Here is a 15331-nt window from a genome sequence, read left to right on the forward strand (position 1 = left end):
CCTCTCATGGAAAATAAATGTCTAACCCTGTTTCAACATGCTGCGGACATAATTCTTCGGTGTGCATCCATTGATTTCCTTAAACTTTTTGATAAAGTATGCTGTCGTACCATATCCAACGGCACCCGCAATCTGGTCAATGGTCAGGCTGCTGTTCTTCATAAGCTCCAATGCTTTATCCATCCGCTTCTGTGTGACGAAATCCGTATAGCCGATTCCTGTTTCTTCCTTGAAAAACTTGCTGAGGTATTTTGAACTTAAAAATACTTTCGCCGCAACCGCATCAAGTGAAAGGTCTTCCGAAAGGTGCGAGCAAATATGATTTTTGACGGCTTCTATGCTTTCAAGCGCCCGCTCGTCGCTGCGCTTCTCGATATGGCTGTAACACTCGGCAATGGACTGAAGCAGCCATTCTTTGAAACTGTTGATATTATAAATGGAATTGTACTGCTTATATAAATCGATCTTAAATTGACCCGATTGCTTAAACCTCACATTTTTTAAAAAATCGGAGTAAATCGAGATCATATTCATTAAAAAAAATTGACAGTAATCTGCCGAACACATGCCTTCCTTCATTTCTCTCAAGAGATTGTCGATCACAGTGGTCACACCAACAAAACTCCTGGCTTGAAGCTTTTCTTTAAACCTCAGAAGAACGGATTGCGGTATTTCCAGATTACTGTGTTCCCGGTTCAGCAGGCTGAAATCCTGAATAATCGAAGTTTCAGGAAAGAAAAAGCCGTATTTTATCAGGATCTGAGCAGCCGCAAAGCTTCTATGCACCTCGGTGCATTCATCCACCCATATGCCTAGAGCTATTTTAAAATCTAAGTCAAAGTGAGTTTTCACTTCAGACAAAATAAGGTTGGATATATGCTCCAGCAACGAGTCGTCCGGATGATTCGAACATACTATGACGGCAATTTTTCTATCCGGCAGTTCTTCCGCAATCAAGTGTGTGTCTTCAAAAACGGCAGCTTCCAATTGATTGATCAACTTGTAAATGGCATACTGATTCGTTTTGGAGCCAAGCTCCTTAAAGCCTTCGCTTACAGGGTCGATCACCATGCAGCAGTAGTTTGAGAAGTCCATGGATATGTTAACCGATAACAGTTGTTCTTCCAGCTCGTCAGCATTGTAGCTGTTTCGGAGCATATTAAGCACCACATTGTGCTTGATCACCGGTTTATTGGCCTGGAGCGTTTCCTCCAAGCTGCTCACCTTGCTTGTCAGCTTATGAATTGCCGTATCGATTAACTTGTACTCATTATGTCCGGCCTCCGAAGGATGGTCGAACGAGCCTTTGATTTTGTTCACTAATCGCTTGATAGGATGGTAGCTGACAACCGTGAAAATACCGGAAAGAACCATGCCTATAATGATGGTGAACAAGCAGATTATAAGAATTATCTTTTGCAAAACAATCGACTTCTTATAGAAGTTATTTTCCTGAATAATATTGTAGATTCTCCATCCATTGGATTGAAGCTTATGGTCGGATACGACATAGGAGGTATTACCGATTTTCTCGTTAAAGCTTCTCGCTGCTTCGGACGAAAGAATTTTCTCGATATATGACGTTTGAGCGGACCTAATCCCAAGGACAGCTTTATCTGCTGATGAAATAACGATTCCATTATGATCAATCAGGTAGGTGTTGTGATAGTCAGCAGGCATCATCTGCCCGATGATTTGACTGACGGCGGATTCTTTAATATCAATACCGATCATCAGGTCGCATGCTTCACCGGTCGAATTGAAGGGGTAGCTATGGGCATAAGTAATCAGCGGCTGCATGGTGTTATTGCCGGATACGGTCGAATAGATGTCTTTGGGCACCATTCGCGGAAGGGTCCACAGAAAGGCTTTATCGTTTTTTTGCATCCCGTCTATCCAGTCCATCGCTTGGAATGCTTCATTACGAGCATCAACATCGTATTTCAGTCCGTAGAGGGATGAGATCATCACTTTTGACTTTGGATAAAACAAATGGATTGCGTAAACGAGATCCGAATTATTGATAACCTCCTGCTTAAGCAGATCCTGAATATCAATAATTTTACTGTAATGTCCCCGAAAGGAATCCCTCGCATCGAAATTCGCCGTTTTCTCCGACGTAAGGTCCAAATAGATCTTATTTACCCGTTCAAAAACGGCAGATTCAATTGTATTGGCTGTATTCTCCAATATCATCCGGTTCTTGTTTCTGATTTCCTCATTGTAGTTTCTAGGCAAATACATATAAAAAATGGAACACAGCAAGAGAACGATTACAACTACGATCGTAATATATGAAATAGCCAGGTTGGCAAAAACCGAGTTCAACTTTCTCATCGCTCTCTCCCCCTCCTCCAATTCCAAATTATACAGTATAGGCTGGACATGTTTTCGGGTTAATCAAAACTTAACACATCGTATTGGCGGAGCCAAAATCATACCGATTCCACGCATAATGTGCCCAGGAACCAGCCCGAATCAATGTCCGGCTTCATAGACCGTACGATATTTATATCATGTGGAAATTGTTATATTGAGGCGCTTATAACCGGATGCTAGATTAATATCGTAGTTGAAATATTGAATTCGGAAGGGTGATGGAAGAGAATGCTGAAACTCCTTATGAACCGGTGAATGTACAAGAGGATTTCTATTATCTGTCACACTAAGAGGTGGAAGGCGATTTAGACGCTGTGTGTCTATGTCCTATGCAAACGGATCAACGTTGAAATGGCGTAACCGGCGGCAACGCTTACTCTGAACAGCGGGGAATATTTCACAAGCGCGCTCCAGTACCAAAAATACGTACAAAGGAAGCAGCGACACTATAGCATACATACTAGCGGATTTTAATAACGAAGTAAACATAGAGAGGAAGCTAATCGAGTATGAATTTCAAAAGAAACTTACCAGCTATGTTAGTGATGTTATTGATCCTAAGTACTTGTCTTGGTAATTACACAACATCAGCCGCTGCAGCACCGGCAGCATCGACAGTAGATCTGCCGTCAGCGCCGGCCTGGGGGCACTTTATTGATACTTACAAGAATAATACGACCGTTAATAACGCGGTATATTCAAACCCGACGATCGGGGTTCTGTCCCAGTTCCTCGAGCTCTATGCTCCCGGAACTTCATGGGATACCGGGACGAAATTAAACAGCAGTGTGCTGGACGCCAACATTCAGACGGTCGTTGACGCTGCTTACAGTCGAACTGCCGCCGAGGAAGCGATGGCCTATTACGATGACCGCAGAGATCAAAGCTATGGCGTCATCGAAGGTCTCGGAACACTCGCCGATGTGTATCGCACGAAGGCGGGAGCGACAACGACGATCATCGATATTCCGGCTGATGCAACGACGAAAACCTATAATGATGCGGGAACCGGCGCCGGTGATAAGAATTCCGAGCTTGGCAAGATCGTCACCCTGGTGAGAACGTTGCGCGGCAACTATTCTTCAACGAATCCGGCTAAAAGTTTTTACAGCTATCCTCGCCCTTTTCGCTGGCTGAAAGATAATTCCGTCGTCGTGCCTACCTTGATTCCCAGAATCAGCTCCAATCCGGCCACTGATGGCGGCTTTCCCAGCGGACACACCAATGCTTCGTATCTGGCCGGGATTGCAATGGCTTACTCTACACCCGAACGGTTCCAGGAGCTGCTTACCCGGGCCTCAGAGATGGGACAGAGCCGTATTGTAGCCGGACATCATTCTCCGCTGGATGTCATGGGAGGACGTGTCATGGCAACGGCCCTCTCGGCCGCCATCCTGGCTGATCCGGACAATGCCGCGATTAAGCAGGCTGCTTATGATGAAGCACACACGAAATTGTTAACGCAAACCGGTACGGCGGAGGATCGGTTCAGCGATTATGCGAAGAACAAAGAAGACTTCACCAAGCGATTGACCTATGACTTCGATCCGATTTCCTCAACGACGAAACCGATGGTGGTTCCTAAGGGAGCCGAGGTTCTGCTGGAAACCCGTCTGCCTTATCTGGACGGCACACAACGCCGTGCGGTTCTAGCCACTACCGGCCTTCCTTCAGGCTATCCGCTGCTGGATGACCCTGAGGGCTGGGGGCGGCTGAATCTCTTTGCTGCCGCGGACGGGTACGGCGCATTTGACAATGACATCACAGTGACCATGGACGCTGACAAAGGCGGCTTCCACGCGCTCGATCGCTGGCGGAACGATATTTCCGGTATAGGAAAACTGACCAAAGAGGGATCGGGTACACTAATGCTGCAGGGCAGCAACACGTATTCCGGAGGCACACAGATTAACGAAGGCACACTCGAGGGCGATTCGAGTGCGGCATTTGGAACCGGCGACGTTGCAGTTAATGAGGGTACCCTGGTTGAACATGTTTCCGGCAAGATGATGATCGGCGGGAACTACACGCAAGCTGCAGGCGGTACACTTGAGCTGAACCTTGGCAGTACGAATGATCTGCTTGAAATTAAAGGGGCGGTAAATGCGAACGGTAAATTGCGTCTTAATTTTGCGGATCAATATGTGCTTGCCAACAGCGTCATCACAATCATGACCCATGGCAAAGATCAACGGACCGGACAATTCTCTTCCGTTGAAACGGCAGGTTTGCCCAGCCAGTTCAAAGTGAAGCTTATTTATCAGTCTGATCGCATCCAGTTAGCGGTAGACGAAGCAGCGCCGAGCTGGACTGCAGGCGCAAGCTTGACAGGTTCGAATATTGGCCAAACGAGCCTTACCTTGAACTGGCCTGCTGCGGCAGACAACGTAGGGGTAGACAGCTACAACGTATACCAAGGCAGTACGATGCTTGGCACAGTAACCGGATCAACATATAGTGTGACCGGACTCTCTGCGGGCACTTCCTACTCCTTCTCTGTCACAGCGAACGACCTTGCGGGGAACCAAAGCGGTCCATTGAACGCAACCTTGTTCACGGCATCGAACGTCACCTATTATCCGCCTTCGTCCGGCCAGAAACCGGACTCCAAGCCCGAACCGGAAACGGAGCCTTTGCCAGCCGTCGGCAACCAGAATAAGCAAAGCGTATCGATAGCTGCAACTGCCGACTCCAATGGAAGGGCGATTGCGGAAGTACAAGATTCACAGTTAAATGACTTGTTGAATAAAGTAAACTCCCTGACCGGAGAAAACATCATCGCGGAGCTTAAAGTCAAAACCGTTGAAAATGCGAAAGCTGCGGGACTGATACTGTCCAAAAATGCGATTGTCAAGCTGTCCGACAGCAAAGCGGCGGAAGTGGAGATCGTGACTCAGTTTGGCAGCCTGACACTTAACAAGGCCGTACTCGATTCGTTGGAGAAAACTTCGGGAGACGCGATCCGTATTGAGATGGCTGCAGCTAGTAAGGATGGTTTCGCATCCGAAGCAAAAAGGCTGATCGGCACAAGGCCTGCGCTGGAATTTACAATCCAATCAGGAACTGCTGACATCACCAGCTTTGACGGAAGCAGCATCAAGATTCGCATTCCATACAAACCGGAGCAAGGAGAAGACATAAATGCGCTTGTCATCAGCTATATCGATCCAAGCGGAATGCCTTATATTCTCCCGGTATCGGGCTACCAGCGTGATGGACAGATGTATCTCATCACCGACCATCTGAGCACCTATGCCGTAAGCTACAACAATGCCAACTTCAGCGACACATCCAACCATTGGGCTGACAGCTATATTACTTACTTGGCTTCGCATGGTATCGCATCCGGTACCGGCAGCAGCATGTTCTCCCCCAATGCGGACATCACGCGAGCCGAATTCGTCAAAATGCTGGCGGGTATCGCCAATGCCGACGTATCTGTCTATCCGTCTTCAGCATTTAGAGACGTCAAAGCAAGCGACTGGTATATGCCTTATGCAGCGTGGGCCGCAGAAAAGAATGTTGTCAAAGGAAATTCGAATATGCAGTTCCGGCCGAATGCCCGAATCAGCCGCGAGGAAATGTGCGTCATGCTGAATAGGTTTGCCGATCTGACAGGCTACCAATTGCCTGCCGATGCCGGCACTGCAAGCTTTGCCGACCAGCACCTCATCAGCGCATGGGCGGCCGATGCAGTCAGCGCCTTGTACAAAGCGGGGATCGTTTCCGGCAAAGGCAATCAGCAGTTTGACCCGCAGGGCGGTGCAACGAGAGCGGAAGCCGCGAAGCTGCTGACGGTGTTCCTTCAAGGCATGAATGACTAAGTATATAGAAATGCACAAATCGTAAAGCATTAAAAACCTTCTTTAATTCTCCGAAATCAAGGGAATTAAAGAAGGTTTTGATTTTAAGCAACCAATGATCAGGCACCAGTATGGGACTCTTCCTACGAGCGATGATACGCTTTTTGATGAAATCGAGTAATGCTGCGAAACAGTATCTTCCCATCTTCAGGCAGCCGATTACGCTCGTCGAAATTCAAATACATCGCCTGATAGGGTTCCGGAACCCAAATGTATTGATGAACATAAGCAGTGAGATGGAAGCCGTTTGTTTCCCAGAAGTGGATTCGCTGTCTATTTTCTACCGTCGGTTCGGATTCCACTTCGACAATGATCCCTTTGCATTCCGCAACCGTTTGCGCCCATTGCTTGATAAGGTCCAGCAAATGTCTACCGTGCCCAGTGCCTCGTACATCCTTACGAACTGCTATATAATCGATTATCAGAGCTTCAGCTCGATGATCGATCCCTGTCAACGCCATCCCAACAATTTCTGAACCCTGGGAGATTGTATGCAGCTGGCACATACGCTTTTCAAACATGCCGCGAATGATGTCACCGCTTTTCCTGCCGTGAAGGGGAAAGGCTTGCTCGTAGATGCACTCCGCTGCTGTCCAGCGGGCTTCATCCCATTCGTCGGTGACACGGTACTCAAAAGCGTCCAATGATCTTCACCACTTTCAGAGTCGAGAGAGTTTAATGCTCATTGATTATATGGGATCTATCCATCTAACCCTTAGTTACAAAGCATTATTTAAGTGTTTACTGATGACAATTCGACAAAGGTTTTGTGAATGCCTTCAAAGCCAGCCTAACCATGTCAGTCCGACTAGAATAAATCCTACTGATAACATTACATATCCGCCAATTTTAAACCGCAAAACAGCTGCTCTTGAAGGTTTTTTTTTCAATGTATTTGTAGCAGTTGTTTTATACATAAATTCAGGGAAAACAATAATTACCGCTCCCCACACTATGAATATCAAAAAACCTAGAGACCATATCACTTTATCGTGCATCTATTTCCCTCCCAAATGGTAATACCTCTGGCACCAAATTTTCATAGTCCTCAAATCTAGGAACTTTGATCTCGTGCTTTATTCCTTCGATATCAACGTCAATATAGTATTCAATAATAGGGGAGCGTTTGTACCTCCACTCCATCTCTCAATCCTTTTTTTAATAATATAAGCTTTAGCTGTGATTATCGGAAGATTGTTATTGTATCTTCCAGATGCCCTTACATTAAAATAAACTAACGTCATTATTATTATTATTACTGCGGTAGGTAGAAGTACCTCGGTATTCATTCGCATCTACCCCTTTAAGGATTCTTTGTAATTCCTATCCCTACTATCGGTCCAATGCCGTCAGATGGCTCTGATCTTACCACTCTCATATTTGATTTAACAGGCACCAGATGAAATTTTTGTTAGCATATAGACTGCCATACTTATTATCCTGGTTCTATGTAACTAAGAGGTCCATATACATAGGGTGCAACCACGCCTCGTGCCCATTCCTTCAACGAATCAGGAGCAGGTCGCCGCGGCGCCTGCTCCTGTCAATTACTTTTATTTCACTCGTTCTACGTAACATATTGTCTTGTCGTATTTATTGCTCCATGGCCTGTGTGCGAATAAGTGTTATTGTTCCTGTTGTTCTTGCTATTTCTCCGCTTCCATTCGGCAAATTGAAACTATATAAACGCGATTATCTTTTCTTTTGATTCAGTAGCCAATTATACAATTCAGTATTGTTGTATGTTTCGTGCATTACTTTATGGTCGTGTTTGAACCCGGAATAATAAGTAACTTTCACATTTCCTTCGATACTTGTTAAAGCCTTATCCATATCTTCTGTTCCCGAAACGTGGACAACATCGTCGTCCACACAATGAAAAGCCCATATTGGTACATCCTTAAGCAGCATAGCCTTATCGGGTTCAAACCACCCTGAAATTGGAACTATGGCAGAAAAAAGCTCTGGTGACCTTGAAGCAAAATCCCATGTTCCGTTTCCACCCATGCTAAATCCAGTTAAATATATCCTTTCAGAATCAATAGGATGATTCGTAATTATTTCATCAATCAAAGCTAACACCTGCTGATATTCTTGTACCCAATTTGAATCGGTTGGACATTGTGGAGTAACCACAATAAATGGGAAGTCCGGTTTACTTTCGGCAATCCAAGTAAGCCCGTAGTTATTTAACAAACTAATATCCTCGCCACGTTTTTTAATACCATGTAGGAAAAGAATTAATGGATATTTTTTGTCATTTTTAGATTCAATATCATGTGGTAAAAACAATTGATAGTTCAGACTTACGTGTATAGGTGTATCTTTTTTAAACATATGGTTTGTAACTGACATTCTTACATCCCCCTACTTTATCTCGGAACCCGATGAGCTTTAGCAATTTTAACATGACTCTTTTTTGTTCAACTGGCTACATGATGCCGGTAACCTGCTGTTTTGAAGCTACCGTTCTCCATTACGCAATCTTTCTGAACTAAAACGGCTTTCTTAATTTTTATGACCCTGATTCTGTTTCTTGCCATACCTTCTGCATTGATAACAATATTCGGCGGTTGCATATTAAGATTATAAAGGGTTCCATACGGCTCAGGTTTTAGGAGACTTTATTTACAGCGAACCACAGTTCAACGTAGTTAAGGCCATTTCTGCCGCCATAAACTTCGAATTCCATCCCATCGGCCTGCTCATATCCCGCCGTTGGCAGCCATTCCGAATAAAAGCGGCGGTATAACGTCTCGATGGAATCGTTAAATTGATCCCATGTAAACAGCTCTGATATTAACTCAAAGTTATTATTCCATCCTAATTACATAAATTTTGTAAATAATTAGCTGATTCCCTCCATTAGTCTTACATATAAAAATGATTTCCAGCGAATTGGACTAGGTTAATTCTTTTTTCGGTTAATAAAGACCATATTTGCATGTCACTAGTCCTAACCTCAGAATCTTCAGTTGCTTGAATACCATATATTGGGACCGGAACTTTATAAAATGGTTCGTTTGCCTCCATCAACAATTAAACTTAAAAGCTTTGTCACCATATCAGCATAATCATCAATATTATTAACCATATCCTCCAGAAGTCTTTCTTGTCTTCCTGGATACTGAATGATGATACACTCAATATCTGAGCTCAAATATTGTACAGATCTCTACAAAAATTTGCATTGCCACCTGCGTGTGAAAAAAACAACTACTCTCACGTAAGCGTCAAACTCTTCCCACCTTCAACAACTAGGCTACCTATGATGAAGCGCGTTTAATCCTCAGTTGCTCCAGATCCAAAGACTTCACCCATACAGTTTGCAACAGATGATTTGCCTGGCGGCACTTTTCCTAATTCTTCTCTAATCCTTCATATTGGTGAGGCCAGTATTGAGCTTCATTCCGGCTTCTTATCAGGCCGGTTGTTATCAATCTTTTATTGAGCCCCCGAGAATCGGATAGGTGGTTCAACGATAGGAAAAGACCTAAGCAATTTTTATGCTTAGGCCATCCATCATAACTCCGTGTGAATCCTTAGTCGTTCTCGGGGATGATCTTCCCTGTTGTAGCGTCGATATTGATCTCTTTTTCGCTGCCGGACAAATCTTTCATCGTAATGTTGTAAACCGGTGTGCCGTTTTCGAGTTCCTTTTTGACGGCCTGCACTTGACCGGAAAATTGTTTCTTGGCGATCGCGATACTTTGTTCTTTCGTAATGACGGCCGCTTTCATGCTGCCATCAGCCTGGCCCTGCTGGTCGTCGGCGACTTCCTTGTCATTGCCGGTTTGACCTTGCTGGTCATCGGCGACTTCCTTGTCATTATCAGCCTGACCTTGCTGGTCGTCGGCGACTTCCTTGTCATTATCGGTCTGACCCTGCTGGTCATCGGCGACTTCCTTGTCGTTGTCTGTGGACGATTGCGTTACGGCCGAAGAGACCGCTGATGCTTTCACCGTGGGCAGCAGGGCCGCGCCGGCCAATCCTCCTGCGACAAGCGTAGCGGCCAGTACAGCCGACAGAGTCATACTTTTCTTATTCATTCGTTGTTCCTCCTCGGAATTTTTTTAACGCAAGATCATTGTAAACAATGATACTGAGAATTCGAGGAGATTAAGATTAAAATCCGGTTAGAGTCGCGTGACAAAGATCGTAACGTCCAATCGGGACGCTTGCAAGCACACTATTGAGTCGGAATTATCTCTGAACTTTCTAATCCATTTTTTTGCTTCATTCAATTGCATTATAGTTACCTGTAATAGTCTTGATAAAATAATGTTCTTTATTTATATCAAGCGAATCAGCAAGCATTTGTTCACCCTCTCTAGCTTGATTAAGAAGAGCAGGATCTAATTCAGCTATCAACAATTCAACTTCTTCTGGAGAGTCCATCAATAATATTATCACCTAGAGGGTTCCATATACCGCTATGCCCACACGCATCCCAAACCCCTGTTTTTCCAACATGATTGCACATCGCGGTGAATATTGTATTATCTAGAGCTCGGGCAGGAAACCACACTCGTGACTCTTTGTACCCCATTCCTTTGCTAAAAAGAGAGCTGCCCATATATAAATGACAGCCATTTTGTGCTAAAATACGAGAATGTTCAGGGAAACCTGCATCATAGCAAATCCCCATTCCAATATTCCACCCTTTAAGTTTAATTATGATCTGCTCATTGTTGGTTGAAAATATTTCTTTTTCCGTTTGAAATAAATGAGACTTATCATACACTCCTACTTCTTTTCCATTTGAATCTATAATAATTGAAGATATGAAAACATCTTCACCACTTTTTACAGGGGTTCCGATTATGGACCAAATACCATACTTTTCGCATGCTTGACGCAACTTTTGAATCCTCACATCATTAATTAAAATCGTATTTTCAGTTAAATTTGATTTTACTATTTCTGGTACATATCCGGTCAGATACTTTTCGGGAAACATGATAATATCAACATTATTTTTTCCAGCTTCTTCAATCATCTCATAAGCTCTATTAACGTTTTCTTTAATATTCCCGTCAATCGAAGAACACTGTGCTAGAGCAATCTTTATAGCAATTTATTAAGTTCTCGTAATTCCATTAGTTGAATCATCTACCTGGTTTGCACGGCAAGTGAAAAGTAGTTTGCTCTAGTCCAGGATAAAAACCAAGATTGTAGTATAAAGATTCTGCCGAGTTCCCTATGGTCACAAACAGACGAAGAATTTCATACTCTTCGTTCAACACAGTTAATGCCTTTTTTAATAACTTAGTTGCTATTCGTTTTCCACGATATCGGGGAAGTACTGCAATATCTGATATTAACGGCAGGTCTTCCCATAATGATACTAAGCAGACTGCAATCATTTCGCCATTAGACTTATCAAACACGATGCTTGATGCCGCTTTCAATATATCTGCTTTATTGTGTGCAAAGTAATATTCGAGATTTAACTTCTGTTGATTAATCGAATTATCCCCGGGAAATCCAATACTATCAGTACCCGAATAAGATTCAAAAAAGAACTGAGCAATTTTATCTAATTGCTCCAAAGTCGGGGTTGTTACAAAAAAATGTTCTTCCCAATCCTGTGATTCAAATAATTCGGTTGGTCTTACCATTACACGCCGTATCTCAAAGGGTAAGAAGCCTAAACGCAAAAAATGTTCTGTTTGATAGGGTAATATTCCATATACATAAATTGGTTTGCTTCGATCTGAATTTTGTAACAGAAGCCGTTTTAATTTTAATGACACCTGGTATATATCACTAAACGGTGGTACTAAGAAAAATGAGGACAATGAATTGGGTTCAATGCAAACTCCACCGATCCGCTGTTTCTTAAGTGTAATCCAGTAACAAGGGGTATCTTTATCGAAAATAGATAATCTTCTTTCCCAGCTTTGTCTGAAAAAAATGTTTTCTCGATATGTTGTGTAGTGTATAGCGAATTCTCTATGGTTTGCTTTTACTATCTCAAACTCTTCATCCAGAATGTATGATCCAACTGACATTTCTGACCCCCTTAACTCGTTACCAACATATAACAAGATTATAACAGTAGACTCCCTCTATATTTGGTAAAGTTTCAATTAAACTATACTGCCCGATCGTATTATGAGGTCAGCCAGTATTTTCTGGCCTCTTTGTAATTAAGAGGTTTACTAAACGGGTAGCCAGGGTCGAACGTGACTGCCGAGGGGACCATGAATCCCGTATGCTAATTTGTTCCGCCCTCTTGTAGAAACATGTTTGCGGCTGGTTGAGACAACGATCTCACGTGCGTACAAGTCATTTATAAAAATATCATACAGGGCTAATGAGGATTAACTTTCATTGAGCTTAGCGCCCGCTCCATTCGACACTTGGATGGGGCCACTAACAAGACAAAAAGAAACCACATGGAGTTGTTACAACTCGCATGTGGTGGTAAGACTTTCCCCAAACTAACTATATTTATGTTATCGTCTAACTCGCTTTTACTTAACCTTCCATTTCATATTCATTTTCGATTGGCCACGGCTCTATGGTTTTAATGGCACTCATAGTACGGCATGCTGTCGGCTCTGGAATTGGAAGATTGCAGCCCGTATTTGCTCGCATTCACAAGTAGAACCAATTCTTCTACGGAATCATAGCTGATTATATTCACGACAGGTCTGAACGCTTCTTCGCACATCATTTTGCTTTCCGGTATATAAAATACGGCTCCCCTGCTAATAAAACGAATGAATACTCTATCCTTCTTAGTATACAAAACAGCGATTTCCCTTCCACTACTAATAAAAATGCACCCCCTGTTTCATCGGATTAACCAAGTGGTTTTCCAATGTCTACTCCAAGGGGTGCACATCAACCGTTATAAATTCTGCTTCTTTGTATTATGCATCAGATCGTTCCATTATCCACATGAATGACAGAGCCCGTAATGGACCGCGCTTTATCCGTCAGCAGGAATAATACCGTGCTTGCTGCGCTCGCAACATCCGTTTCTCTTTTCAATGAAGTGCGCTGGTAAATGCGCTCCTTTTGTTCAATCGACAGGGAGGCGCTCATCGATGTTTCCATAAATCCGGGTACAACACAATTCGAGCGAATTCCCACGCCCCCCCATTCTCTTGCGACATTCTTCGAGAAGGCCTCCATTGCTCCTTTCGTTGAAGCGTACATGCTCAATCCTTTATAACCCGTGTGAGCACTCACGGAAGAGATGTGAACGATCGAACCTTGCGTCTTGTTCAGCAGCATATCTCTTATCGCATACTTCGTTAAGTTCATGGCCGAGAAGACATTAACTTGATACATAAGCTGTAAGCGATCCACATTCAGATTGGATACGATATCGTCGTAGGCCAATGCTGAATTATTAACCAACCCTTGGATGGGGCCTATTTTGCGGATTTGATCGACATACAGCTGTTTAACATCATCAGCATTCGCCAAATCATAAGAGATATGTTTAAATCGGGCCGGATATGCCGCGATTAAATCTTGAACGGACTCCTCGCCGGAGCGGCTCAGCCCTATTACTCCATAGTCCGTTTCCGTCAGAATCTGAAACGATATCTCTTTCCCCAGACCTTTGGAATCGCCTGTGACGATAATCCACTTCATTTTCTTACCTTCTTTCCGGTGCGGGTTCTTGGAAGTGAATCCACAAAATTTATAAGCCTGGGGACCTTCCACTCCTGCAAACAGGAAGCGGCATAATGTTTGATGGACCTTTTCAGATCTTGGTCATCAGCGTTCGCAGATTTAACCACGTCGGCGACCAGAATTTGACCGGTTACCCGATTCTCTCTGCCCTTTACAAGCAAATCAATCACGCCCGGTACTTTCAGTAATATATTTTCGACTTCAACCGGGTTTACTTTATATCCGCCGACGTTGATTAATTCAGACTTCCGTGAAGTGAACTTAAATAAACATTCGTCTATCTGTTCAACAAGATCACCTGTATTAAACCATTCCCCCTCCAATGAGAAGGAATCGGATTGACCCAGCAAGGAACAATGAATGAACAGCTCGTTCCTCTCACTGATCCTTATCTGCTCTCTAATGGAATCGGGTATTTGAAAGAGATTGCCCTTGGAAACAAACAAACTGCCCGTCTCTGTCGATGCATATACATTTCTTATTTCTGCGTTGGTAAAGATAGACTTGATTTGTTGTTCCAAGCCGGAATCGTACTTTTCCCCTCCAAACGTGATTCTTCTCACTTGTGGAAATTCTCTCCCTTTCATAAAAGGGATGGCGTTTCTATAAAATGTCGAGGTAGCCGATATATGCGTAATTTCATACTCCTGCAGCAATGATGGTAAATTGCGCTGCTCACCGCCAAAGGCATAAATGATCGTGTTGTGATTCCATAATGCTTGGAAGAATACCTGCAGCCCTGCCATATGGGTTGGATTATACGCAAACGCCCATACATTATTGCTGTATTTCCCGCTGCATCTTACATTCCGTATTAACGTCTTTAAATGATGACTAACCTTCTTGGGCCTTCCGGTGGTGCCGGATGTATATAAGGTCAGGGTCCATGTGTCCTGGTCTTTTACCCGGTCCAATAATGTATCCAAAGAGTCGATATGCAGTCGTTTCTCCACTGGTCGGGTAATCTCCAAACGATTCGGGTCAATCCCGAGCGCCTGCAGCTCTTGGGCAGAGAAATCGCCATCCAAAATTTCAATAGAGTATTTATAAATTAAACTATGTATAATCGATAAAAATATCTTATACGGGTGATTGTATTTAACATAAACATAAACGGAATAATCGCCCTTGGCATTCAAATCTTCGATCAGCCTGCTGTAGCTATACTCCGCTACGTTGGTCGCCAAAAATATTTTTTCCATATCAGCGACCTTCAATCTTGGAGAGCACTTCTCCGACCGTAGAAACGATCCCGTCGTCGAAAATGTCGACATCAAATTCTTCCTCTACTCTCACCGTTAACTCGGCTAATTTCAAGGAATCCATGCCGAGGTCCTCTCGAAGGCGCAAGGAGTCTTCCAGCTCAGTGACAGTATCCTTACCCGATTCCGTCAACATCTCGTTAATGATCGTTAGTAACCGCTCCATGTCGT

At 43.7% G+C, this 15331-nt stretch carries 15 protein-coding genes; 1 reads left to right on the top strand and 14 read right to left on the bottom strand.

Annotated elements, in window-relative coordinates:
• Positions 1-21: 21 nt before the first annotated feature.
• Positions 22-2337, bottom strand: a complete 2316-nt coding sequence (locus tag KZ483_RS20735) for an AraC family transcriptional regulator (RefSeq protein ID WP_220349445.1) — start codon at positions 2335-2337, stop codon at positions 22-24.
• Between the two features lie 551 nt (positions 2338-2888).
• On the opposite strand from KZ483_RS20735, the gene KZ483_RS28705 reads away from it, so the two are divergent.
• The gene (locus tag KZ483_RS28705) at positions 2889-6203 is read left to right on the top strand and encodes an S-layer homology domain-containing protein (protein WP_397376124.1); all 3315 of its coding nucleotides are present in this window, start codon (positions 2889-2891) and stop codon (positions 6201-6203) included.
• Between the two features lie 122 nt (positions 6204-6325).
• Here KZ483_RS28705 and KZ483_RS20750 read toward each other — a convergent pair whose 3' ends face one another.
• The 13 genes from KZ483_RS20750 to KZ483_RS20810 form a co-directional block, all read right to left on the bottom strand.
• Positions 6326-6886 (bottom strand): GNAT family N-acetyltransferase, encoded by a 561-nt coding sequence (locus KZ483_RS20750; protein ID WP_220349446.1) that lies wholly within the window; start codon positions 6884-6886, stop codon positions 6326-6328.
• 135 nt (positions 6887-7021) lie between these two features.
• Positions 7022-7240: a DUF6199 family natural product biosynthesis protein gene (locus KZ483_RS20755; RefSeq protein WP_220349447.1), complete on the bottom strand. Its 219-nt coding sequence runs from the start codon at positions 7238-7240 to the stop codon at positions 7022-7024.
• Positions 7241-7318: 78 nt separating this feature from the next.
• Positions 7319-7531: a hypothetical protein gene (locus KZ483_RS20760; protein WP_220349448.1), complete on the bottom strand. Its 213-nt coding sequence runs from the start codon at positions 7529-7531 to the stop codon at positions 7319-7321.
• Positions 7532-7934: 403 nt separating this feature from the next.
• Entirely contained in the window at positions 7935-8597 is a 663-nt protein-coding gene (locus KZ483_RS20765; protein ID WP_220349449.1) for a carboxylesterase family protein, read from the bottom strand.
• 259 nt (positions 8598-8856) lie between these two features.
• Positions 8857-9042, bottom strand: coding sequence for a GyrI-like domain-containing protein (locus tag KZ483_RS20770; protein ID WP_220353584.1), 186 nt, complete (start codon positions 9040-9042; stop codon positions 8857-8859).
• Positions 9043-9784: 742 nt separating this feature from the next.
• A complete protein-coding gene (locus tag KZ483_RS20775; RefSeq protein WP_220349450.1) occupies positions 9785-10291 on the bottom strand; it encodes a PepSY domain-containing protein in 507 nt (168 codons plus the stop codon).
• Positions 10292-10478: 187 nt separating this feature from the next.
• Complete coding sequence (locus tag KZ483_RS20780) at positions 10479-10640, bottom strand: hypothetical protein (RefSeq protein WP_220349451.1); 162 nt, start codon at positions 10638-10640, stop codon at positions 10479-10481.
• A complete protein-coding gene (locus KZ483_RS20785; protein WP_220353585.1) occupies positions 10618-11319 on the bottom strand; it encodes a carbon-nitrogen hydrolase family protein in 702 nt (233 codons plus the stop codon). The genes KZ483_RS20780 and KZ483_RS20785 overlap by 23 nt, the downstream gene beginning before the upstream one ends.
• Before the next feature lie 31 nt (positions 11320-11350).
• Positions 11351-12256 carry a GNAT family N-acetyltransferase gene (locus KZ483_RS20790; protein ID WP_220349452.1) on the bottom strand — a complete coding sequence of 302 codons (906 nt, stop codon included), beginning with the start codon at positions 12254-12256 and terminating at the stop codon, positions 11351-11353.
• A gap of 518 nt (positions 12257-12774) precedes the next feature.
• Entirely contained in the window at positions 12775-12999 is a 225-nt protein-coding gene (locus KZ483_RS20795) for an aldehyde dehydrogenase family protein (protein ID WP_220349453.1), read from the bottom strand.
• Positions 13000-13130: 131 nt separating this feature from the next.
• The gene (locus KZ483_RS20800) at positions 13131-13856 is read right to left on the bottom strand and encodes an SDR family NAD(P)-dependent oxidoreductase (RefSeq protein WP_220349454.1); all 726 of its coding nucleotides are present in this window, start codon (positions 13854-13856) and stop codon (positions 13131-13133) included.
• On the bottom strand, positions 13853-15100 hold the full coding sequence (locus tag KZ483_RS20805) for an ANL family adenylate-forming protein (RefSeq protein ID WP_220349455.1): 1248 nt from the start codon (positions 15098-15100) through the stop codon (positions 13853-13855). The genes KZ483_RS20800 and KZ483_RS20805 overlap by 4 nt, the downstream gene beginning before the upstream one ends.
• Position 15101: 1 nt before the next feature.
• Entirely contained in the window at positions 15102-15326 is a 225-nt protein-coding gene (locus KZ483_RS20810; RefSeq protein ID WP_220349456.1) for an acyl carrier protein, read from the bottom strand.
• Positions 15327-15331: the final 5 nt, after the last annotated feature.

Source organism: Paenibacillus sp. sptzw28 (assembly GCF_019550795.1).
Lineage (GTDB): Bacteria > Bacillota > Bacilli > Paenibacillales > Paenibacillaceae > Paenibacillus_Z.